Here is a 21,753-nt window from a genome sequence, read left to right on the forward strand (position 1 = left end):
GCAGCGGTATGTGACCAAGAAGTGAGACTTAATCCGTCTACTCTACTGCGGGACATCCGCGAGGATCGGGACATCTCTCATGCCGCTTCTCGCGCCGCTTGGCACAGCGGCCGCACGACCGGGCTGGAGGACGACACGGTGACTGAGGTAACGGCGCGTAACCAGACCCCGGCCCAGCTGGACGACCCGGCGCTGCGTCAGTTGCTCGCCGGTCTCACCGCCGTGCGGGGTGGGGATTTCGGAACCCGGCTGCCGCGCGTCGGCGACGAGCTGATGGACGAGATCGCCACCGTCTTCAACGGGATGATCGACCAGCTCGCGCTGTTCACCTCCGAGGTGACGCGGGTGGCCCGGGAGGTCGGCACCGAGGGAAAGCTCGGCGGGCAGGCCGAGGTGCCGGGCGTCTCCGGCTCCTGGAAGGACCTCACCGACAACGTCAACGCGATGGCCGGAAACCTGACCGGCCAGGTCCGTGACATCGCGCAGGTCGCGACGGCGGTCGCGGAGGGCGACCTCTCCCAGAAGATCACCGTGCAGGCGCGGGGCGAGATCCTGGAGCTCAAGAACACCATCAACACGATGGTCGATCAGCTTTCGGGTTTCGCGGACGAGGTGACGCGGGTGGCCCGGGAGGTCGGCACCGACGGTCGTCTCGGTGGTCAGGCGGACGTCAAAGGTGTGTCGGGGACCTGGCGCGACCTCACCGAATCCGTCAACGTCATGGCGGGGAACCTCACCAGCCAGGTGCGCTCCATCGCCCAGGTGGCCACCGGCGTCGCCCGGGGTGATCTCTCGCAGAAGATCACGGTGGAGGCGAAGGGTGAGGTCGCGGCGCTCGCCTCCACCATCAACACCATGGTCGACACCCTCGGCGCCTTCGCGGACGAGGTCACCCGGGTCGCCCGCGAGGTCGGCACCGACGGCCGCCTCGGCGGCCAGGCGAGCGTCAAGGGCGTCTCCGGCACCTGGAAGGACCTGACCGACAACGTCAACTTCATGGCGAACAACCTCACCAGCCAGGTGCGCAACATCGCCCAGGTCACCACGGCCGTCGCCCGCGGTGACCTGACCAGGAAGATCGACGTCGACGCCCGCGGTGAGATCCTCGAACTGAAAACGACCATCAATACGATGGTGGACCAGCTCTCCTCGTTCGCGGCCGAGGTCACCCGGGTCGCCCGCGAGGTCGGCACGGACGGCATCCTCGGCGGCCAGGCGGAGGTCGAGGGACTCTCCGGCACCTGGAAGCGCCTGACCGAGAACGTCAACGAGCTCGCCGGGAACCTCACCCGCCAGGTCCGGGCCATCGCCGCCGTCACCAGCGCGGTCGCCACCGGCGACCTGACCAGGTCGATCACGGTCGACGCACAGGGCGCGGTCGCCGAGCTCAAGGCCAACATCAACGCGATGGTCCGCTCCCTGCGCGAGACCACCCGCGCCAACCACGAACAGGACTGGCTGAAGACCAGCCTCGCCCACATCGCCGGACTCATGCAGGGCCACCGCGAGCTGGAGACCGTCGCGCAGCTGGTCATCGACGAGCTGACCCCGATGCTCGACGCGCAGCACGGCACCTTCTTCCTCGCCGACGCGGGCGTGGACGCCCCGGCGCTCACCCTCATCGCGAGCTACGGGTACCGGCCCACCCCCGACATGCCGCGCAGGTTCGAGTTCGGCCAGTCGCTCGTCGGGCAGGCGGCGCGGACGAAACGGTCCATCGTTGCCCGCACCCCCGCCGACTACCTGAAGATCGCCTCCAGCCTCGGCGAGGCGACCCCGGTGACGCTGATCGTGCTGCCGATCCTGTTCGAGGACCAGGTGCTCGGCGTCGTCGAGCTCGCCTCCTTCACCCCGTTCACCCAGGTCCACCTCGACCTGCTGAACCAGCTGACGGAGACGATCGGCGTCAACGTCAACACGATCATCGCGAACTCGCGGACGGACGCGCTGCTCGAGGAGTCCCAGCGGCTCGCGGGCGAGCTGCAGGCCCGGTCCGAGGAGCTGCAGTCCCGCCAGGAAGACCTCCAGCTCTCCAACGCGGAGCTGGAGGAGAAGGCCACCCTGCTGGCCAGACAGAACCACGACATCGAGGTCAAGAACGCCGAGATCGAACGGGCCCGCCAGGAGCTGGAGGAACGCGCCCGGCAGCTGGCGCTCGCCTCCAAGTACAAGTCCGAGTTCCTGGCGAACATGTCGCACGAGCTGCGCACACCACTGAACAGCCTGCTGATTCTCGCCCGCCTGCTGGCGCAGAACCCGAGCCGCAACCTCACCGCCAAGCAGGTGGAGTACGCCCACGTCATCCACACCGCCGGCTCGGATCTCCTTCAGCTGATCAACGATATTCTCGACCTCTCCAAGGTCGAGGCCGGGAAGATGGACATCCACCTGGAACGGGTCGTTCTGCGTGATCTCGCCGAAGACATGAAGAGCACCTTCTCGCCGATCACCGCGGAGAAGGGCCTGCGGTTCACCGTGGATCTCGCCCCCGGCATACCGGCCGATCTCCTCACCGATCAGCACCGCCTCGCGCAGGTGCTGCGCAACCTGCTCTCCAACGCGGTGAAGTTCACCGAGCGCGGCAGCGTCGAACTCGCCATCGTCACCACCCCGGGCGGGGACCTGTCACCGGCCACCCCCAGCGTCACCTTCAAGGTCACCGATACCGGCGTCGGTATCGCCGAGGAGAACCTCGAACGCATCTTCGGGGCGTTCCAGCAGGGCGACGGCACCACCAGCCGCCGCTACGGCGGCACCGGCCTCGGCCTGTCCATCTGCCGTGAGGTCGCCGCCCTCCTCGGCGGCGAGATCGAGGCCCGCAGCGAGTTCGGCAGGGGCAGCACCTTCAGCCTGCGGCTGCCGCTGGCTCCCCCGCCGCCGACTGAGCCCGAGATGGTTCCTCGGCCCCGCCGCACGCAGGCCCTGAGTGACACCGAGCCTTCGTCAGGCGACCCGCGCCCCGTCGGCGCGCCGTCCGCCCTCGCCGCCCCTGCGCCGCCCGCGGACGACCGGCGTCCGCCGCGGCAGGCGGCCTACAACAACGACCAGCTGACCGGGCGCACGGTGCTGGTGGTGGATGACGACGTGCGCAACGTCTTCGCCATCACCAGCATCCTCGAGCTCTACGGGCTGAACGTGATCCACGCCGAGAACGGTCGCCGGGGCATCGAGATGCTGCAGTCCGATCCGAGCATTGACCTGGTCCTGATGGACATCATGATGCCCGAGATGGACGGCTACACGACCATGACCGCGATCCGCACCATGCCGCGGATCGCGGATCTGCCGATCATCGCCGTCACCGCGAAGGCCATGCCCGACGACCGGCAGAAGTGCCTCGACGCCGGCGCGACCGACTACATCACCAAGCCCGTCGACGTCGACGAGCTCCTCGCCTGCATCCGAACGAGGCTGGTCACCGGTTCGGGCGTCGGCGGGCGGCGGGCAGGAGGGCTGGGTGCCGGGTGAAGTGGTCGATCCCGCGGCTCGGTTGGCTGGCTATAGGAGAGTAATGATCAAGCGGATATTACTGGTCACCCGGGGGTGCGCACCGGACGATTTCGTGCCCGCCTGGCGCGCCGCCATGGGTGCCGCCGCGGCCGCGCCGCCGGACGTCCGGCCCTCCCGGGTAACCGCGGGAATCGTGCTGGACGAGGTCACGCCCGAACCGCGTCATGACGCCGTCGGCCAGGAGTGGTTCGACGACGAGGAGCACCTGAAGCGGTTCGAGTCATGGCTGGCGTCACCGGAGGGCGCAGTGGTCGACGAACTGCTCGGCCGCGCGGTTGAACGGGATGCCAGCGGCATTGTGGTGGCCCGCGAGCACGTGATGCGCGGTGAGGAATGGCTTTCGCGGCGGTGGCGGGACGGTGGTGAGAGCCTGAAGCACATGGCTCTCGCGACGCGCGCGGCGGGCCTCACCCAGGCGGAGTTCTTCGACCGTTGGCGGAGTCGCGCGGGCCTGGTCGGGGCGGTGCCGATTCCCCCGGTGGCCCGCGGGCAGGCATATATGCAGAACCATCCGTTGTCGCGGGACGTGGGCGACTGGCCGTACGACGCCGTGAACGAGGTCTATTTCGACAATCTCGACGACCTGCGCGCGCGGATCGCGTGGTTCGCGGAGAACCTTGCCGGGAACGAGGACGACCTGGTCCGGGAGTCCTGGTTCGTCGCGGTCCGCGAGGAGGTCCTGTGGCCCGATCCCGCCGCGTAGCCCGGCCCTCGGCTCGCCCGCTCCCACCGCTGCTCGGCAACGGCCGGTGAGCCGGTGACGACCACCGGCCCGGCGGTGGGGCTGATGCTTCCCACGGTGGCGAACCCGGGCACGGGCGCGGTCGACACCGCGCGAGTGGTCGAGGCGGCCCGGCGGGCGGAGGCGGCCGGTTTCGACGGCGTCTACATCGGCGACCACCTGCTGCACCCGCATCCGATGCTGGAGTCGGTCGTCACCCTTTCCGTCGTGGCGGCGCGGACCGAGCGGGTCTCGTTCGGGCCGTGCGTGATGCTCGTGGGCCTGCGGAATCCCGTGGCCCTGGCGAAACAGCTCGGAACACTGGCGGCGTTCGCTCCGGGCCGCCTGCGCGTCGGAGTCGGCGTAGGGGGCGAATACCCCGGCGAGTTCGAGGTGGCGGGTGTCGCGCTGCCGGAGCGCGGACGTCGCATGGAGTCGGTTCTCGGCCAGGTGCAGTCGCTGCTGAGATCGGGCGCGCGGCGTCCGGACGTGACAATCGCGCCGGGCGCGCCGGACGTCCCGTTCCTCCTCGCGGGCTGGAAAGAGGTGTCGCTGCGTCGGGCGGCGACGTACGGAGACGGCTGGATCGGTTATCTCCTCGCCCCCGACAGCTTCGCGCGGCGCCGGGCCTTTCTGCTCGAGTATCGGGAGAAGCTGGGGCGGGTCGAGGTCCCTTTCACGACTGGAATGCTCGTCCCGGTACACGTGGATCCGTCGGGTGGTGCCGCCGTGAGCGCCGCGGCCGCGTGGGCGAAGATCACCGACTCCGAGGCCGGGTTCCCGGCGCGGCTGTTCGCCGCCGGCCGGCCGGGCGAGGTTGTCGAGCAGCTGCACCGCTACTGGGCGGCCGGCTGCACCGAGCTCGTCCTGGCGCCGGCCGATCAGGGCGAGGGCTACCTCGAGCAGGTGAGCATGCTGGCTGGGGAGGTACTTCCACAGGTGAAGGCCTTCTCATAGGACGCCCTGGGACATCCCAGGGAGCGGCCCGCCCAGGTGCTCAGGTGCTCAGGCGCCGGTAGCGGGCGAGGCGGCGGACCCCGTCCGCGGCGGGGCGACCAGGGCACGGCTGGAGGGCCGCCTCGAGACGGGCGCGGACGGCGGCCTGGTCGAGACGCATGCCGATCGCGACCAGACCGCTGGCATCGTCCGCCGCGGGCCTGACAGCGCCGGGCCTGACAGCGCCGGGTCTGGTCGCGACATTGATCTCCCGTCCGACGACGTTGACCACATAGCCGCGCGGTCCCCGCGCCGTCTCCACGGTCACGGTGCCCTTGAGCCGGTAGACGTTCGCGGGGGGATCCTCGAGCAGGTCGACCAGCGGGCCGGGATCGATCGGACCGGCGGCGGGAACGGTCACCGCGTCGACCCGCGGGTGCGGGTCGTGACCGTCCTCGTGGTCGTGCCGGGCCAGGGCCGCGAGCGGGAGCTCGTCGACCGGGTCGTACGGGTTCGCGGCGTCGAACACGAGCACCGGGTCGACGCGGCCGTGCGTCGTGTCGACGACGTGGGCGTGCGGGTTGCTCTCGCGCACCCGGCCGGTGATCCGMGCCAACGTCTCGGCACGCCGCGCCGGCGGGATCCGGTCGGTCTTGTTGATGACGACGAGCGAGGCGGACGCGAACCGGGCCGGCGGCAGCCCGCCCGTGTCGACGGTGTCGAAGTAGGCGGGGGCGTCGATCACGTCGACGAGACCGCCGGGGCGCACGCGGTCCACACCGCTGAACCGGATGAGCCTGGCCAGCGCCGGCGGGTCGGCGACGCCGCTGGCCTCCACGATCACCGCGTCCAGCCGCAGCCGGGGATGGCTCAGCTTCTCCAGCGCCTGGTCCAGGCCGTCCGTGTCCGGCAGGCAGCACAGGCAGCCGCCCGCGATCGAGGCCGGCTGGTCCACCTGACCGGAGACCAGCGCGGCGTCCACGTTGATCGCCCCGAAGTCGTTGACCACGACCCCAAGGCGTGCCCCAGGGGCCTGGAGCAGGTGGTTGAGCACCGTCGTCTTGCCGGCACCCAGGTATCCGGTCAGCGCGATCACGGGCACCCGCACGACCATTCCCACCCCCTCCTCCCGCGCCGCGGCCAGCCATCCGTATCGACTGGTCCCACGGATTTCCGGACTCAGGCTACGAGGACCGTCCACCCGGGCTGCCGGCGACGGCCGTCGGCGGTCAGAAGGGCGTGAGCCACAGGGTGGCGGACGTCGGCGCGGTGTCCTGGATGTAGGAGGCGAAGCCGGCGACGTCGTCGAAGGCGAATCCGTACGCTCGGCCGTCCGCGCTGTGCTCGTGCAGGACCCGGGCGTAGTGGTTGGTCGTCGGGTCGCGGTAGAAGCCCGCGGGTTCGGTCGCCGGCTGGGCTGGCTGGGTGAGCAGCGTCGAACGGTTGAAGCCGGCTCCCAGTACGGCGGCCACCGGCCCGGTGACGCCGTCGTTCGGCGCTGCGAGCGCGCCGTCGCAGAACAGGACGTCGCGGGTGCTCGGCCGGACGAACGGCGCGACCCCGCCGTCGAAGCGCAGCAGGCCGCCGTTCACCGTGCCGACCCGGGTGCCCTCCCCGCCGGCGTCGTCGACGACCAGCGGGGCGAACACCGGGTGTGCCCGCATCGCGTCGAAGACGGCGGCCCGGCCGCCCGGCGCCAGCCGTCCGGTCGTCTGGTCGGCGCTGCCGCGCAGCCCGATGGCCATCGGCACGCTGAACATGTCGACCGCCGTGGTGTTGCAGAACATGCCGGCGTCGTTGTGGGTGAACTCGACGAAGTCGTGCACCACGCCGAAGCTGGGGTCGGCGCGCACCCAGCCGGCCGGGTGCTGGAGCGCCGCGTTGCCCGCGCCGTCGACCACGACCTTGAAGCGCAGCTTCGAACCGGTCGACACGTAGATCCGTCCGGACATCCCGTTCGGGACGACGAACTGCGTGTCGCCGTCCGCTACCAGGGGGATGGAGAGGTCGGCGAAACCGTCCGGCCCGTTGTCCGCGAGCGAGACCTGGGCGAGGCCGCCGTCCCGGCGGGCGTACACCTGGCGGCCGGTGATCAGGTCGGTGCCGACGACGTAGAGCCAGATCTGGTTGTTGGCGTACCGGTAGGTGTGGTTGACCACGGTCAGCGGCAGGCCCGCGCCGGCAGCGAGCGCGGCGTGCTCCCGGCCGCCGGCGGAGGCCCACGCGGCGCCTCCGGCGGTACCCGCGACGGCGGCGGAGGCCGTCAACAGGAACGTGCGGCGGTTCGGCATGGCGGTCCCCTTCACTGGGCGGCTTCTCACTGGGCGGCGTTGAAGGCGCGGGTGAAATCGAAYGGCTGCGCCTCGATGCCGCCGCAGGTCGGCTGCGCGTACGGCACCGGCCCGCCGGGGCAGGGCTGGTCGCGGGTCAGCGACCACATCGACAGCCAGGCGAGGTCGACCTGGGACGCGAACCGCACCAGCTGCCGCGCGTCGGCCAGGGTGAACACCTCGCTGGCGACGTCGTTCACACCGATCATCGGGGTGACGGCCACCCGCCCCCACGCCTGCGCGTCGGACAGCTCGAACACGCCCTTGACCTGGGCCTGGGTCGCGGTGGCGGCGTCGATGGCGTACTGGCCCATCCGGCCCGCCGGGTTCGGCGCGGCGCCGTCGCCGTAGTCCATCGCCATGATGTTGACGGTGTTCACCGTCACGCCGTTCTCCCGGGCGTTGGCCAGCAGGTCCACGCCGGCCTGGGTCAGGCCGGACGGCAGCACCGGCAGCGTGAACGAGACCTCCAGCGGCCGGCCCCCGGCCGCGGCCTCCTGCTGAAGCCGGGCGATCGCCTGGGCGCGCCGGGTGTTCGCGGCGGCGTCCGGCAATGCGCCGCTCTCGACGTCGAAGTCGAGGCGGGTCACCCCGTAGACGTCGACCACCTTGCGGCACGCGGCCGCGAGGTCGCCCGCGCTGCCGCAGGCACTGGCGAGCTCGGTGCCGGACGCCCCGCCGAACGACACCCGGACGTCGCCGCCCAGCTCACGGAACCGGCCGATCTGGCCGGGCACGCCGTCCATGGTGAGGTCGCTGACCCCGCCCCACTTCGGCGTACAGCCGCCTCCACCGGCCACGACGAAGGCCAGCGTGACGTCACGCAGGCCGGCGGTCCGCGCCGCCGCGACCAGGTCGAACGGCGGGTACAGCGAGGTGTCGACGTACGGCGCGAACCCGCCCGAGCCGCCCGAGCCGGGCGTGCAGTCCTCGCCGTTGATCCGACATCCGAGGGGGTCGGTGGCGCCGCCCGGAGCGGCGATGACGAAGCCGACGTCGACCGACTCCCGTGGCGCGAGTGTGGTCTGCCAGGCCGGCGGGGTGACGGTCACGTGCCGGCCGTCCACCTGGTAGGCGGCGTTCCACAGCGAGGTGAGGGTCGCGCCGTCCGGCAGGTCGAACTCGAGAGTGAAGCCGTCCGGCGAGTCCGCCTCACGCCGTCCTGACCACGACGGGATGTCCGCCCGCGGCCCGGGCCGGTCAGATCCCGGTCTGCTCAGGCCCCGTCGGCGGCGGTCTGGTCCGCTGCCGACCCGTCCGCCGGGTCAGCGTCCGGCAACGCGAGTAGGGGATGTACGGCGGGTCGCCCATGGGGTACGCGCCCGTCATGGTGGCTGAGGCGCTTCCGGTCTTGTCCAGAGTTACTGTTGCCTCGCCGGGCCGGAATCCGTGCCAGATGCGCACTGTTCCGGACGGTGGTGTTCCGCGGAACACCAGACCCCCGCGGGCTGCGGTCACCACGAACCATGATTGATCCTGGTGTTCCGTGGAACACCAGAAAGGAGCGGGGCTTACAAGGTGGCGATCTGGCCCAGGCCGACGAACGGCAGCGCGACATACCCGTCCGCGGGAATTCCCTGGTCGTGGACGTACTGTTCGAGTGCGTCGAGGTCGACGAACGGTGCCATCACCCCCGCGCCGGGTACCACCAGCGCCCACACCTCCGACGGGATGATCGAACCCCGGATGTTCACCAGCCGTGCCAGCCCGGCCTCGATAGCCGCCGTCATCACACTCGGGCTCACCGTCGCCCCCCGTTCCCGTTGTCGCGCTCGGGCCCCCGTTGTCGTTTTCTGGCCCTCGTCGTCTCTACGGTCATGGTGTGTCGGATCCCCCTGGACTAGTTAGCCCGTAGGGTTCCCCCCGAACGCGGGGCTGCGCGGGATCGCTTTCAGTCCAGGCAGAACTCGTTGCCCTCGGGGTCGGTCATCACGATGTGGCCGGCGCCCATTGGGGGAACGGGTTCGTGGCGGCTTACCCGCTTGGCGCCGAGCGCGACGAGCCGGTCGCACTCGGCCTCCAGCGCCGCCATCCGCTCGTCGCCCTGTAGCCCGGGAGCCGCCCGGACGTCGAGGTGGACGCGGTTCTTGGCGGTCTTGTCCTCCGGCACCTGTTGGAAGAACAGCCGTGGGCCGTGCCCGTCCGGGTCCTCGATGGCCGATCTCGTGTTGCGCTGCTCCGGCGGGACGCCGGCCCGCGTGAGGAAGTCGTCCCAGGCGGCCAGCGGGTCGGCGCCCTCGGGCAGGTCGACGCCGGGCGGGCCGGGGTGGACGTAGCCCAGCGCGTCGCGCCAGAAGGACGACAGCGCGCGCGGGTCGTGGGCGTCGAAGGTGACCTGGATATGGCGGCTCATCGGGCTGCTCCTCTGCTGGCGGGTGGTTGACGACACGGCCTTCCGCCGCCGACATCGTCCCGCACGCGGCTGTGATCGCCCCCGCACACACCCGGCGCCCGTCGGGCTGCCCGGCCCGTCGGTCGGCACGGTGGCTTGAGTCGTTGGCCAGCGGGCAAGCCCGATGGCATGGGAGACGTGACCAACGAACCGGACCCGCGTCTACTCGGTACCTACCTGAACGACCATTTGGCCGGTGCCGGCGCGGGGGTCGATCTCGCGTCCCGGATCGCGCGGGTGCACCAGGGCACTCCCGCCGGCCCCGCGCTCGCGCACGTGGCCGCTGAGATAGCGCGGGATCGGACGGCGCTGCTGCAGATCATGAAGGATCTGGGAGTGCCGCGGCGGCGCACCAAGGCGTTGCTCGGGCGGCTCGCGGAGAAGGTGGGCCGGCTCAAGCTGAACAACCGGCTGCTGCGGCGGTCGCCGATGAGTTCCGTGGTCGAGCTGGAGACGCTGTGGCTCGGTGTGAACGGCAAGTCGCGGCTGTGGCGCTCGTTGGGGGCTGTCGCGGCGGGTGACAACGGGCTCAGCCCGCAACTCCTCGATCACCTGCTCGACCGGGCCCGGCAGCAGGCTGACGATCTCGAGGACCTCCGGATGCAGGCGGTCGAAGAGGTGTTCGGCGCACTGTCCCACCGCATGTGATCGTTCTACCGTGTAGGGCCGTCCCACCACTCGTCCCCGGCTGGTCTCCCGCCTCCCCGGCGGGGCGTTGTTGGTCGCGATCCCCGGTGTGGGTCGCATGGTCCAACTGCGCCGGGTGGCACGCTGTCACCGAAAGGCCGAGAACATCCCGCCGCCACCGTGACCGACGACGAGCGAGAGTTCGGCACGCGGGCCGCCTGGTCGCGGAAGGTGACGCGCGGGTGTAGCGTTTCGAGCGAGCGAGCGCGCCGGCACCGGCGTGAGGCATCGGTCTGAAAATCGCACCGAGCAAGCTCTCTTCTTGTTCCGTGCTCCCGGCGAGGTCAGCGTCACACCCGAAAATCGGCAATCGGGAGAAAGTAGTGTGACCGTCGGAAGAATCCTGTTGGATGCCGCGGCGTCGTTGACCACGCCACTGCTGCCCGATGATTACCTCGGACTGATTGATCCGCTCTGGTCGCGGCGCGGGTTGCGGGGGCGGGTCGAGGCTGTCCGGCGGGAGGCCGCCGGCGTCGCCACGCTGGTGATCCGTCCCGGCGCGGGCTGGAACGAGCATCGCGCGGGTCAGTACGTCCGGATCGGCGTGAATGTCGACGGCGTGTGGCACTGGCGCCCCTACTCGGTGTCCTCGGCCCCGAGGGATCCCGGCGGTGTCATCTCGATCACGGTCAAGGCCCTCCCGGACGGGAAGCTGTCCGGTCGTCTCGTGGAAGGGGTCCCGCCCGGCGCGATTGTGCGCCTGGAGAAACCACGGGGGTGTTTCGTGCTGCCGCAGGTGCTTCCGCCGCGGCTGCTGTTCGTGACCGCTGGCAGCGGCATCACGCCGGTGATGTCGATGCTGCGCGGCCTTGCGCAGGGTGGCGAGATGCCGGACGCGGTCGTCGTGCATTCGGCGCCGACGCGGGACGATGTCATCTTCGGCACCGAGCTACGAGAGCTCGCGGCCCGGTTCCCCACCCTTCGGCTTCACGAGCACCACACCAGGGTGCCCGGCGGGCCCGCCCGGCGTCTCACCATGGCGGCGCTGCCCGCGATCTGCCCGGACTGGGCGGAACGGCCGGCCTGGGTCTGCGGACCCCCAGGGATGCTCGCGGACGCCGAGGCCTGGTGGCGTCGGGCGGGGGTCGCGGACCACCTGAGGGTGGAGCGGTTCCGTCCCGCCGAAGCGCCCGGTGGCGGGACCGGAGGGCGGGTCCGGTTCGCCAGGAGTGGCCGGCAGGCTCAGGCTGGCGGCAACACATCGCTGCTGGCGGTGGGTGAGGACGCCGGCGTTCTCATGCCGAGCGGCTGTCGCATGGGTATCTGCCACAGCTGTCTGGCCCAGCTCACCTCGGGCCGGGTGCGGGACCTGCGCACCGGGCGGGAGCACGGTGCGCAGGGCGAACTCGTCCAGACCTGCGTGTCGGGCGCGGCCGGCGACGTCGAGATCGACCTTTGAAGGGGTGGGCAATGGCTAGGCGGACGGCACTCACCGCGGCCGAGGCCGACGAGTTCGGCCGGGCGCTCGACCAGCTCCGGGAGGAGGTTCTCGCCGGCCGAGGGGAAGGCGATGCCCGGTACATCCGCAGGGTGATCGCCGTTCAGCGGGGCCTGGAGATGGGTGGGCGGGTGGTGCTGTTCGCGTCTCTGCTGCCACCGGCATGGCTGGCGGGCACGACGATGCTCGCGACCGCCAAGATCCTGGAGAACATGGAGATCGGGCACAACGTCCTGCACGGCCAGTGGGACTGGATGTGCGATCCCGAGATCCACTCGACCACCTGGGAATGGGACTCGGCGTCACCCGCCGCGCAGTGGAAACACTCGCACAACTACGTGCACCACACCTACACGAACATCCTCGGCAAGGACCGGGACATCGGATACAGCCTGCTGCGCGTCAAGTCGGAGCAGCGCTGGCACCCCGCGTACCTCGCCCAGCCGCTCTATAATCTCGCGCTCGCGGCGGTCTTCGAATGGGGGATCGCCCTGTACGACACCGAGATCGAGCGGGCCTGGCGGGGGGAGAAAAGCTGGGGCCAGACGTGGGCGCAGCTCCAGGTGTCGCTGCGCAAGGCCGGGCGGCAGGCGGTCAAGGATTACGTGGCATTCCCGCTGCTGGCCGGCCCGGCGTTCCTGCCCGTCCTGTTCGCCAACCTCACCGCGAACGTCACCCGCAACGTCTGGGCACACACGATCATCTTCTGCGGTCACTTCCCGGAGGGAGCGGAGGCCTTCACCGAGGAACAGGTCGAGGGGGAGACCCGCGGCGGGTGGTACGCGCGGCAGGTGCTGGGCTCAGCCAACATCGACGGCCCGGCACTCCTGCACCTGATGAGTGGGAACCTGAGTTTCCAGATCGAGCACCACCTGTTCCCCGATCTACCCAGCAACCGGTACGCACAGCTCGCCCCGCAGGTACGCGCCCTCTGCGAACGCTTCGGCCTCCCGTACACCACCGGAGGACTGCTGCGACAGACGGCCAACGTGTGGAAGCGCGTCATCCGGCTCTCGCTCCCCGGACCCGCCCCGGCGGTGGCCGACTCCGCCACGTCGTAGCCGACGCCGGTGCTCGCCGGGGCCGTTCCATGATCCGGTTACRGGGCCGGCGGACGGGCGGGTTCCGTGCGCAGATAAAGGTCGCGCAGCAGGCAGACCTCGGCCAGATGGTGGATCAGCTCGCGGTGGATGTGCAACACCAGATCGGCCATGGGCGCCTCGGGGAAGGGCTCCTTCGCGCCGACCGGGACCCGCAGCCCGGCCTCGCCGAGGCCGCGCACCCCGGCGAGCCAGACGTCGAGCTGGGCGTCGAGCTGGTCGAGCGCGGTGGCCGCGCTGCCCGCGTACTCCCAGGTGTCGTACGACGCCGCCGGCGCGCCGAAGTGCGCCGCGTTGCGCGCGGCGAGCACGCCGACGATGACGTGACCGAGCCGCCAGGCGATCGTGGCGAAGGCCGCGGGGACCGGGTTGGGCCAGGCGAAGTCAATCGTGAAGCGCCCGGCGCCACCCTGCACGGGCGCCGTCGAGGTGCCGCGCGGTCGCACGCTCCAGGCGTCCGGTACCGGCGACCAGAAGTACTCGTCGTCGGTGAGGCCGTTGAGTCGGGGCCGGAGCTGATGGTTCCAGTGGAACTCCCACTGCTCGCGCAGCGACCGGTTCCAGTCGAGTTTGTCTGCGTCCATGTCAGGGTGAGTGACGCGCCGACAGGGAGATCGAGGGGGCGGGAGAGTCAGAGGAGTTCGATGGCGACGTCGTACTCGCCGATGACGACATCCTTCATGATCTCTTTCCTTTCCTCGCCTCGTGTCACGTCCGGCGGGCTCCGTGTCGGGGTGGTCGCTCTACGCGGTTTCGTGATCTGGCCGGGAAATTCTGAAGGTAATTAAGCTGCGAGTCGGATTGATGTTTCTTGTTTTGATGCGCTGACACGAGTTTCCAGGATCGATATCTGGTCGACGTGGGCCTTCGATCGGGTGGGCCCATGAGGTGGTGCCACCGGAAGGCAACGGTGGCGGTCGGCCCCGGGGGCGGGAGGATTCCTTGCTAGAGTCGGCTCATGGTGCTGGCTGAGCGCTTTCCCGAGGCCGCTGAGGGCTGTTCCGGCAGTCTTGTCGTGACCAGTTCCGGCGGGCGTCGCGGAAGGGAGTTCCGGTGAGCGGGAAGGTCGACTGGCTCGTCTGCAAGGTGGGCTGCATCGAATGCGGCATGATAGAGGACCCCGCGCTGCTGATTATCGGAGTTTATGCGGACGAACAGCAGGCCGTTTCCGTCGCGCGCGACGCCGCCCACACAATCGCACAGCGCTGGGGGATGACCAACCCCGAGGAGCCGTACCGGGTGAACGCGGCCCAGATGCTGGGCTCGGGGATGGGCGCTGGCTGGATGTGGACGCCCGCGGACCACGAGCAGGTCTACGCGGTGCGGGTCTCGTCCTGACCGGCCGGCGGCTCCTCAGCCGGTCTGCGGGCTGAGCCCGACCGCCTCGATGCCGGCGACGGCGGCCAGCTCGTCATTGTCCGACGTGTCGCCGGAGACGCCGACCGCGCCCACCAGCTCGCCGTCGGCGGAACGCACGAGCACCCCGCCCGGCACCGGCACCAGGGCGCCGCCGATGGCGGACGTCGCGGCCGCGATGAAGTACGGCTGCTGTTCGGCGCGGGCCATGAGCGCCCGGCTGCCGAGGCCGAGGGCCACCGCGCCGTGCGCCTTGCCGAAGGCGATCTCGAACCGCTTCGTTGACGCGCCGTCCTCGCGCTCGACGGCGACGACGTGGCCGCCCGCGTCCAGCACGACCACGGTGAGCGGCTTGAGGTCGTGCTTACGCCCCGCCTCCCGTGCCGCGGCGACGATCTGCCGGGCCACATCCAGCGGCAGTGCCGTCATGAGCGGACCATCTCCTTGTTCTTCTGGGCGCGCCGGTGCTCGTGCAAGAGCGGTTCGGTGTAGCCGTTCGGCTGGTCGACGCCCTCGAGTAGCAGCGCCCGCGCGGCGGCGAAGGCCAGCTCCTCGAAGGCCGGGGCCATCGGCCGGTACCCCGGCTCGCCGGCGTTCTGCGCGTCGACAAGCGCGGCCATCCGGCGCAGCGACTCCTCGACCTGCTCGCGGGAGACGATGCCGTGCCGCAGCCAGTTGGCCACGTGCTGGGAGGAGATGCGGCAGGTGGCGCGGTCCTCCATCAGGGGTGTGCCGGTCAGGTCGGGCACCTTGGAGCAGCCGATACCGAGCTCGACCCAGCGCACGACGTAGCCGAGCACGCCCTGGACGTTGTTGTCGACCTCGGCGGCGACCTCCTCCGGCGACCAGGCGGCCGCCGGTTCCGCGAGCGGGACGGTGAGCAGCTCCAGCCGGTCGGCCGGGCGGCGGCCGGCCAGCTCGCGCTGCCGGTCCGCCACGGAGACCTCGTGGTAGTGCAGTGCGTGCAACGCCGCGGCGGTGGGCGAGGGCACCCAGGCGCAGGACGCGCCGGCCAGCGGGTGCCCGATCTTCTGCGTCATCATGTCGGCCAGATTGTCCGGCGCGGCCCACATGCCCTTGCCGATCTGCGCCCGCCCGGGGAAACCGAGGGCGAGGCCGGCGTCGACATTGTTGTCCTCGTAGACGCGGATCCACGCCGCCTCGCGCATGGCGGCCTTGCGGACCATCGGCCCGGCGAGCATCGAGGTGTGGATCTCGTCGCCGGTCCGGTCCAGGAACCCGGTGTTGATGAAGACGACGCGGTCCCGGGCCTCGTACACGCAGCGCCTGAGGTTGACCGAGGTGCGGCGTTCCTCGTCCATGATGCCGAGCTTGATCGTCGCCGGTGGGAGCTGGAGGAGGCGCTCGACGCGGGACATCAGCTCGACGGTGAAGGCGACCTCGTCCGGGCCGTGCATCTTGGGCTTGACCACGTACGCCGAGCCGGTGCGGGAGTTGCCGCCGGCGGTGTCGCCGCGCAGGTCGTGCACGCTGCCCAGGCCGGTGACCAGCGCGTCGAGGATGCCCTCGGGCACCGGCCGGCCGTCGCGGTCGAGCACCGCGTCGGTGGTCATCAGCAGCCCGACCTGGCGGATGAGCAGCATCGACCGGCCGGGCAGGGTGACGGTGCCGCCGTCGGCGGTCGTGTACTCGCGGTCGGCGGCGAGGACCCGGGTGAAGGCGCGGCCGCCCTTGTCCACCTCGGCGGTGAGCCGGCGCTGCATGAGCTGCAGCCAGTTGCGGTAGCCGAGCACCTTGTCCGCGGCGTCGACGGCCGCGACCGAGTCCTCCAGGTCCATGATCGTGGTGACGGCGGCCTCGACGACGACGTCGCTGACGCCCGCGCGGTCGCCCGCCCCGACCGGGTGGTTCCGGTCGACCTGGATCTCGATGTGCAGCCCGTGATGGGTCAGCAGGACGGCCGTCGGCTCGTCGCCCTCGCCGCGGAAGCCGACGAACAGCGCAGGGTCGGCCAGCCGGACGGCGGCCCCGTCGATGGTGACGACGAGCCCGTCGGCGTCGACCGCGTACCGGGTCGCGTCCGCGTGCGAGCCGCTGGCCAGCGGGAAGCTCCGGTCGAGGATCTCCCGGACCCGGGCGATGACCGCGGCGCCGCGGGTCGGGTTGTAGCCACCGGCGCGCTCCTTGCCGTCCGTCTCGTCGATGACGTCGCTGCCGTACAGGGCGTCGTAGAGCGAGCCCCACCGGGCGTTGGCGGCGTTGACCGCGTACCGCGCGTTGAGCAGCGGCACCACCAGCTGCGGGCCGGCCTGGGTCGCGATCTCGTCGTCCACGCCGTCGGTGGTGATGGTGAACGGCGCGGGCTCGTCGAGCAGGTAGCCGATGGAGGTCAGGAACTCGGCGTAGTCGCTCTGCGCCGGCCGGCCCGGCGTGCGCCGGTGGTAGTCGTCCACAGCCTGCTGGAGCTCGTCGCGCCGCGCGAGCAGCTCCCGGTTGCGCGGGGTCAGCTCGTTGATGATCTCCGCGGCGCCGGCCCAGAACGCGGCCTGGTCGACACCCGACCCGGGCAGCGCCTCCTCGGCGACGAACTGGTGCAGCTCGCTGGCGACGCGCAGTCCGACGACGTCGATGTAGTCAGGCACTAGCCCATCCCGAATTTCGTATGGTGGAATAGCCTTTTCGCTCATCGGACGCTACCGAGGGATGTTGGACGGTGTCAACACAGGCCGCGTCACCGCAGGGTGCGGCAACACAGGCCGCGGCAACACAGGTCGCGTCGCCGGAGGCCGGCCCGCCGGAGGTCGCCTCGTCACAGGGGCCGGCCGTGCCCGGGGTGCAGTCGGTGCACCGCGCGTTGGACCTGCTCGAGATCCTCGCGGCGGCCGGCGGCCGGCTTCCCATGGCCGAGCTCGCGGCGCGCGCGCAGCTGCCGACGCCGACCGTGCACCGGCTGCTGCGCACCATGGTCGAGCGCGGGTACCTGCGGCAGCTGCCCGACCGCAGCTACGCGCTCGGCTTCCGGCTCGTTCCGCTGGGCGCCCGCGCGAACGCGATGGTCGGCGCCAACGCGTCCGGCGTGCTGCACGACCTCGTCGCCGAGCTGGGCGAGACGGCCAACCTGGCCGTGCTCTCCGGCGACCAGGCCGAGTACGTCGCCCAGGCGCCGTCGCGGTACGCGATGCGCATGTTCACCGAGGTCGGGCGGCGGGTCGACCTGCACTCGACCGGCGTGGGCAAGGCGCTGCTCGCACAGCTGGACGACGACGACGAGGCGCTCGGGATCATCCGCAGCCGCGGGCTGCCGCGGTACACGGCGCACACGGTGGGCACCGAGACGGCGCTGCGCGCGGAGCTGCGCCGCATCCGCGAGCGGGGTTTCGCGCTCGACGAGCAGGAGCAGGAGATCGGCGTGCGCTGCGTGGCCATCGCTCTCGACCCGGCGAGCGCGCCGGGGGTCGCGGTCTCGGTGTCCGGGCCGACGGCGCGGATGACCGACGAGCTGGTCGAGCGCGCGGTCGGGCTGCTGCGGGCGGCGGCGTCCCGGCTGGCCGGAGACCTGCGGGACTGACCCCCACTTCTTGACAGTGGGCCCACAGCGCTATTCGTATCACGGAATAACTTTTCCATAAACTGGAAGATGCTGATGACCTCGTCGCTCGCCGCCAGCCCGCCCGCGTTGGCCCCGCTCATCGCCGACCTGCCGCCCGACTCGGTGATCGTCGACCCCGACCGGATGGCCGGCTACCGGTGGGACCGCGCCAACGATCCGAACGCCGGGATGCCCCTGGCCGTCGTGCGCGTGACCAGCACCTCCGACGTCCGGGCGGTGCTGCGCTTCGCGAGCGAGCACCGCATCCCGGCAGTGCCGCGCGGCGCCGGGACCGGCCTGTCCGGCGGCTCGTCGGCGGTCGACGGCTGCATCGTGGTCTCCACCGAGCGGATGCGGGAGATCGACGTCGACCCGACCACCCGCACGGTGCGGGTGCAGCCGGGTGCGCTGAACGCCGAGGTGAAGGCCGCCGCCGCGGCACACGGGCTGTGGTATCCACCGGACCCGTCCTCGTTCGAGATCTGCTCGATCGGCGGCGACCTCGCCACCAACGCCGGTGGCCTGTGCTGCGTGAAGTACGGGGTCACCACGGACTACGTACTGGCGCTGACCGTCGTGCTCGCCGACGGGACGGTCGTCCAGCTCGGCGGCCCGCCGCTCAAGGACGTCGCCGGCCTCTCGCTGACCAAGCTGTTCGTCGGCAGCGAGGGCACGCTCGGGATCATCACCGAGGCGGTGCTCCGGCTGATCCCCGCGCAGCGGCCACCGGCGACCGTGGTCGCCACGTTCGGCTCCCTCGACCACGCCACCGCGACCGTCCTCGACATCACGCGGCGGATGCGCCCGTCCATGCTGGAGCTCATGGACCGGGCGTCGATCAACGCCGTCGAGGACGTCACCTCGATGGGGCTGGACCGCGAGGCCGAGGCGATGCTCCTGATCCAGTCGGACGAGCCGGGCGCCACCGCCGCGGCCGAGGTCGCCGAGATCGAGGCGCTGTGCGGCATCGCCGACATCGCCGACCAGCGGCAGGTCGAGATCGCGGTGATCGCGCACGCCGGCGACGGCAACACGCACCCGTTGATCATCACCGACCGCACCGACCCCGAGCAGACGGCTCGGGCCGAGACGGCCTACGGCGAGGTCATGGACCTGGCCATCGCGCTCGGCGGCACCATCACCGGCGAGCACGGGGTGGGCCGCCTGAAGAAGCCGTGGCTGCCCGGCTACCTCGGCCCGGACGTCCTGCGGCTGAACCAGCGCATCAAGGACGCCCTCGACCCGCTCGGCATCCTCAACCCGGGCGCGATGCTCTGAGCTCCGCACCGTCGGGTTGCCTCTACTGGCAGTCCGTGAGGCCCAGCGCGGCCACGAGGGCCGCGGTCAGGGGGGCGCGCAGCTCGTCGACCGACACCGCGGACAGCCGGGTCAGCGTCCCGGCGTCCCGGGCGACGCCGACCCCGAACAGCACGGCGACAGCCAGCTCGGCGGCCAGCTGCGGGTCGGGGCCGTCGGCCGCGCCGCGCAGCGGCTCGAGCACGGTGTCGAGCCGCTCGCGGGTCGCCTGGCGCGCGGCGTCGTCGACCTCCCGGCGGAAGACGTTCTGGGCGGCGGCGCTCACGCCGGTCGACGTCCACTTGTCGAACGCCCGGTCCACCATCCCGTGCACTGTCGCCAGCGGGCTCGCTGCCGGCTCGTCCGGAGGACCGGCGACCGCCCCGGCCACGGCCGCCCCGTCGTCCACGGCCCCGTCGTCCCCGGATGTGGCCGGCACCGGTGCGTGCGGGGCGGCCGGTGGGCCGTCCGCACTCGGAGCGGACTGTTCGATGAGCGGGTCGGCGGCGAGAACGGCCTGGTAGAGGCCCTCCTTGCCGCCGAAGTAGCGAGCGATGAGCGCCGGGTCGACGCCGGCGCGGTCGCCGACCGACCGGATCGCCGTCCCCGCGTAGCCGCGCTCGGCGAACAGGTCGGCCGCCGCGGCCAGCAGCGCCTGGCGGCTGCGCGCGGCGTCGCGCCGCCGAGTGGTGTTCATGACCGGACATCCTCCGCCATGATGAGTCCCGCGGCGGTGGAGCCCGCCGATTCCTCCTCCATCGTCTCCAGTTCCGTCCGGCGCGCCGCCCCCATCGGGCGGGTCGCCGCGGACGGGGTGCCGGGCAGGGCCAGTGCCGCGAGCGCGGCCAGCGCGCAGACCCCGCCGGCCACGACGAACGCCATCGTGTACCCGCTGTTGGTCGGCTCGACCGAACCGGCCGGTGTGTGGGCGGCGAGCAGCGCCGCGCCGAGCGCGCTTCCCACCGAGCCGCCAGCCGTGCGCAGCACCTGGTTGAAGCTGGTCGCGCTGCCCGTCTCGTGCGGCGGGACGGCTCCCATGATCAGGGCGGGCATCGCGGCGAAGGCCAGTCCGATGCCGACCCCGAACAGGAACGTGGCCGCGCCCAGCTCGACGAGGTGGTCGTGGCTGACGGCCAGGCCGAACAGGGCGAGGGCGACCGCCATCAGGCCGCACAACAGCAGGCCCCGCCCACCGCCGGTGCGCGGCCCCAGCCAGCGCGACCACCGGCTGGCCAGCACGGTCCCGGCCGACAGGGGCAGGATCACCAGGCCGAGCACGGCCGGTGACGCGCCGAAGCCGTAGCCGGTCGAGGTCGGGGCCTGCGCCAGCCGGTTGATCAACGTCATCGCGTTGAACATGCCGAAGCCGGCCAGCGCCGCGCACACGTCGGCGATGAGCACCGGCCGCGCCGCCAGGTACTTCAGATCTATCAGCGGGTTGTCCGTCCGCAGCTCGAGCAGGGCCCAGGCCACCCCGCAGCCGATGCCACCCACGAGCAGCGCGATGACCGCCGGTGACAGCCAGCCCCACGACTCGCCCTCGCTCAGCGCGAGCAGCACCGGGCTCAGCGCCGCGGCGAACAGCACCGCGCCCCGCAGGTCGACCCGCCCACGGGCGGTCCGCGCGCTCGCCCGGCCCGGGACGACCACGAGCACGGCCGCCATCGCGGCGGCCGCCAGCGCGGCGGCGACCCAGAAGCCGGCGTGGTAGTCGAACGTGTCCGCGAGCAGCCCGCTCAGTGGGTAGCCCAGGCCGGCGCCGGTCGCGACCGTGATGGACAGGGCGGCGACCCCCGGAACCAGTTTGTGCGGGGGCAGCAGGTCACGCGCCAGCGTCAGCGCCAGCGGCATCAGGCCCATCCCGACGCCCATCAGGCCCCGCCCGACCAGCAGCTGCGCGAAGCCGTTGGCGGTGGCGGTGGCGGAGAGGACGGAACCGACCGCGACGGCGCCCAGGCCGGCGAGCATCACGGTCCGCCGGTGCGGCCCGTCGCCGAGACGTCCGATCAGCGGAGTGGACGCGGCGCCGGTCAGCAGCGTGAGGGTGAGCAGCCACTGGGCGCTGTCCAGCGAGACGTGCTGGGCGGCCGCGATCGTCGGGATCAGCGGTGTGCCCAGCGTCCCGATGACGGCGATCACGAGCCCGCAGTAGACGAGCACGCCCAGCAACATGCCCGGGCGGGGGTGCGGCCCCCCTCCGCCGGACGGCCGAGCCACCGCGGTGGGGCCTGGCGGCTTCGGCTCCGCGACTTCGTCCGCCGCCTCGTCCGCCGCTTCGTCAGCGGACGCCCTCGACTGGATGATGTCTCGCTCCGCGCGCACGTGGTGCCCCCAGTCTGGTCATCGCTTGATGTCATCATAAGAAGACATCGAACGAAGACAAGACCTGGCGCAACCTGTACCCGCAGGTCACGCTCGGTGTGAACATCGTCGGGGA

Annotated in this window: 19 protein-coding genes; 9 read left to right on the forward strand and 10 right to left on the reverse strand. The window is 71.4% G+C overall.

Going from position 1 to position 21,753, the window contains the following annotated elements; genetic code table 11:
- Positions 1-21 precede the first annotated feature (21 nt).
- From BBK14_RS21965 to BBK14_RS21975, 3 genes are read left to right on the forward strand one after another with little or no spacing between them, the layout of a single operon-like run.
- Positions 22-3,468, forward strand: coding sequence for a HAMP domain-containing protein (locus BBK14_RS21965; protein WP_476739401.1), 3,447 nt, complete (start codon positions 22-24; stop codon positions 3,466-3,468).
- 43 nt (positions 3,469-3,511) lie between these two features.
- Positions 3,512-4,213, forward strand: a complete 702-nt coding sequence (locus BBK14_RS21970; RefSeq protein WP_071065140.1) for an EthD domain-containing protein — start codon at positions 3,512-3,514, stop codon at positions 4,211-4,213.
- 54 nt (positions 4,214-4,267) lie between these two features.
- Positions 4,268-5,188, forward strand: a complete 921-nt coding sequence (locus BBK14_RS21975) for an LLM class flavin-dependent oxidoreductase (protein ID WP_071065141.1) — start codon at positions 4,268-4,270, stop codon at positions 5,186-5,188.
- 40 nt (positions 5,189-5,228) lie between these two features.
- Here BBK14_RS21975 and BBK14_RS21980 read toward each other — a convergent pair whose 3' ends face one another.
- The 5 genes from BBK14_RS21980 to BBK14_RS22000 form a co-directional block, all read right to left on the reverse strand.
- A complete protein-coding gene (locus BBK14_RS21980) occupies positions 5,229-6,281 on the reverse strand; it encodes a CobW family GTP-binding protein (RefSeq protein WP_071065142.1) in 1,053 nt (350 codons plus the stop codon).
- A gap of 115 nt (positions 6,282-6,396) precedes the next feature.
- The gene (locus tag BBK14_RS21985; protein WP_071065167.1) at positions 6,397-7,458 is read right to left on the reverse strand and encodes a beta-1,3-glucanase family protein; all 1,062 of its coding nucleotides are present in this window, start codon (positions 7,456-7,458) and stop codon (positions 6,397-6,399) included.
- A gap of 26 nt (positions 7,459-7,484) precedes the next feature.
- On the reverse strand, positions 7,485-8,717 hold the full coding sequence (locus tag BBK14_RS21990) for a glycoside hydrolase family 18 protein (protein WP_338045486.1): 1,233 nt from the start codon (positions 8,715-8,717) through the stop codon (positions 7,485-7,487).
- Between the two features lie 291 nt (positions 8,718-9,008).
- The gene (locus BBK14_RS21995; RefSeq protein ID WP_020464378.1) at positions 9,009-9,227 is read right to left on the reverse strand and encodes a hypothetical protein; all 219 of its coding nucleotides are present in this window, start codon (positions 9,225-9,227) and stop codon (positions 9,009-9,011) included.
- Positions 9,228-9,388: 161 nt separating this feature from the next.
- On the reverse strand, positions 9,389-9,850 hold the full coding sequence (locus tag BBK14_RS22000; protein WP_071065144.1) for a VOC family protein: 462 nt from the start codon (positions 9,848-9,850) through the stop codon (positions 9,389-9,391).
- A gap of 168 nt (positions 9,851-10,018) precedes the next feature.
- Between BBK14_RS22000 and BBK14_RS22005 the strand changes: the two genes are divergently transcribed.
- The 3 genes from BBK14_RS22005 to BBK14_RS22015 all read left to right on the forward strand — a co-directional run bounded on the left by BBK14_RS22005 (position 10,019) and on the right by BBK14_RS22015 (position 13,075).
- Positions 10,019-10,537: a hypothetical protein gene (locus BBK14_RS22005; protein ID WP_071065145.1), complete on the forward strand. Its 519-nt coding sequence runs from the start codon at positions 10,019-10,021 to the stop codon at positions 10,535-10,537.
- 364 nt (positions 10,538-10,901) lie between these two features.
- Positions 10,902-11,975: a ferredoxin reductase gene (locus tag BBK14_RS22010; RefSeq protein WP_071065146.1), complete on the forward strand. Its 1,074-nt coding sequence runs from the start codon at positions 10,902-10,904 to the stop codon at positions 11,973-11,975.
- Positions 11,976-11,986: 11 nt separating this feature from the next.
- Positions 11,987-13,075, forward strand: coding sequence for a fatty acid desaturase family protein (locus BBK14_RS22015; RefSeq protein ID WP_071065147.1), 1,089 nt, complete (start codon positions 11,987-11,989; stop codon positions 13,073-13,075).
- A 38-nt stretch (positions 13,076-13,113) separates the two neighbouring features.
- Here the strand turns inward: BBK14_RS22015 and BBK14_RS22020 are convergent, their stop codons facing one another.
- Complete coding sequence (locus BBK14_RS22020; RefSeq protein ID WP_071065149.1) at positions 13,114-13,698, reverse strand: DinB family protein; 585 nt, start codon at positions 13,696-13,698, stop codon at positions 13,114-13,116.
- Between the two features lie 469 nt (positions 13,699-14,167).
- On the opposite strand from BBK14_RS22020, the gene BBK14_RS22025 reads away from it, so the two are divergent.
- Complete coding sequence (locus BBK14_RS22025) at positions 14,168-14,452, forward strand: hypothetical protein (RefSeq protein WP_071065150.1); 285 nt, start codon at positions 14,168-14,170, stop codon at positions 14,450-14,452.
- Between the two features lie 15 nt (positions 14,453-14,467).
- On the opposite strand, the gene BBK14_RS22030 is transcribed toward BBK14_RS22025, so the two are convergent.
- A complete protein-coding gene (locus BBK14_RS22030; protein WP_071065152.1) occupies positions 14,468-14,899 on the reverse strand; it encodes a GlcG/HbpS family heme-binding protein in 432 nt (143 codons plus the stop codon).
- Positions 14,896-17,073, reverse strand: a complete 2,178-nt coding sequence (locus BBK14_RS22035) for a malate synthase G (protein WP_071065154.1) — start codon at positions 17,071-17,073, stop codon at positions 14,896-14,898. The genes BBK14_RS22030 and BBK14_RS22035 overlap by 4 nt, the downstream gene beginning before the upstream one ends.
- Positions 17,074-17,144: 71 nt before the next feature.
- Between BBK14_RS22035 and BBK14_RS22040 the strand changes: the two genes are divergently transcribed.
- On the forward strand, positions 17,145-17,999 hold the full coding sequence (locus BBK14_RS22040) for an IclR family transcriptional regulator (RefSeq protein WP_241831744.1): 855 nt from the start codon (positions 17,145-17,147) through the stop codon (positions 17,997-17,999).
- Between the two features lie 75 nt (positions 18,000-18,074).
- A complete protein-coding gene (locus BBK14_RS22045) occupies positions 18,075-19,298 on the forward strand; it encodes an FAD-binding oxidoreductase (RefSeq protein ID WP_071065170.1) in 1,224 nt (407 codons plus the stop codon).
- 22 nt (positions 19,299-19,320) lie between these two features.
- On the opposite strand, the gene BBK14_RS22050 is transcribed toward BBK14_RS22045, so the two are convergent.
- Both BBK14_RS22050 and BBK14_RS22055 read right to left on the reverse strand, forming a co-directional pair.
- Entirely contained in the window at positions 19,321-20,013 is a 693-nt protein-coding gene (locus tag BBK14_RS22050; protein ID WP_071065155.1) for a TetR/AcrR family transcriptional regulator, read from the reverse strand.
- Positions 20,010-21,638, reverse strand: a complete 1,629-nt coding sequence (locus tag BBK14_RS22055) for an MFS transporter (RefSeq protein WP_071065156.1) — start codon at positions 21,636-21,638, stop codon at positions 20,010-20,012. Before BBK14_RS22055 ends, BBK14_RS22050 begins: the two co-directional genes overlap by 4 nt.
- Positions 21,639-21,753: the final 115 nt, after the last annotated feature.

Origin of the sequence: Parafrankia soli (assembly GCF_001854695.1) — a bacterium.
Classification (GTDB): domain Bacteria; phylum Actinomycetota; class Actinomycetes; order Frankiales; family Frankiaceae; genus Parafrankia; species Parafrankia soli.

Bases quoted from the DNA above. Each gene is read 5' to 3' on its own strand.
- BBK14_RS22015 (WP_071065147.1), top strand. From the start codon at position 11,987: ATGGCTAGGCGGACGGCACTCACCGCGGCCGAGGCCGACGAGTTCGGC.
- BBK14_RS22050 (WP_071065155.1), bottom strand. From the start codon at position 20,013: ATGAACACCACTCGGCGGCGCGACGCCGCGCGCAGCCGCCAGGCGCTG.
- BBK14_RS21985 (WP_071065167.1), bottom strand. From the start codon at position 7,458: ATGCCGAACCGCCGCACGTTCCTGTTGACGGCCTCCGCCGCCGTCGCG.
- BBK14_RS22005 (WP_071065145.1), top strand. From the start codon at position 10,019: ATGGGAGACGTGACCAACGAACCGGACCCGCGTCTACTCGGTACCTAC.
- BBK14_RS22000 (WP_071065144.1), bottom strand. From the start codon at position 9,850: ATGAGCCGCCATATCCAGGTCACCTTCGACGCCCACGACCCGCGCGCG.
- BBK14_RS22045 (WP_071065170.1), top strand. From the start codon at position 18,075: ATGACCTCGTCGCTCGCCGCCAGCCCGCCCGCGTTGGCCCCGCTCATC.
- BBK14_RS21995 (WP_020464378.1), bottom strand. From the start codon at position 9,227: ATGACGGCGGCTATCGAGGCCGGGCTGGCACGGCTGGTGAACATCCGG.
- BBK14_RS22030 (WP_071065152.1), bottom strand. From the start codon at position 14,899: ATGACGGCACTGCCGCTGGATGTGGCCCGGCAGATCGTCGCCGCGGCA.
- BBK14_RS21970 (WP_071065140.1), top strand. From the start codon at position 3,512: ATGATCAAGCGGATATTACTGGTCACCCGGGGGTGCGCACCGGACGAT.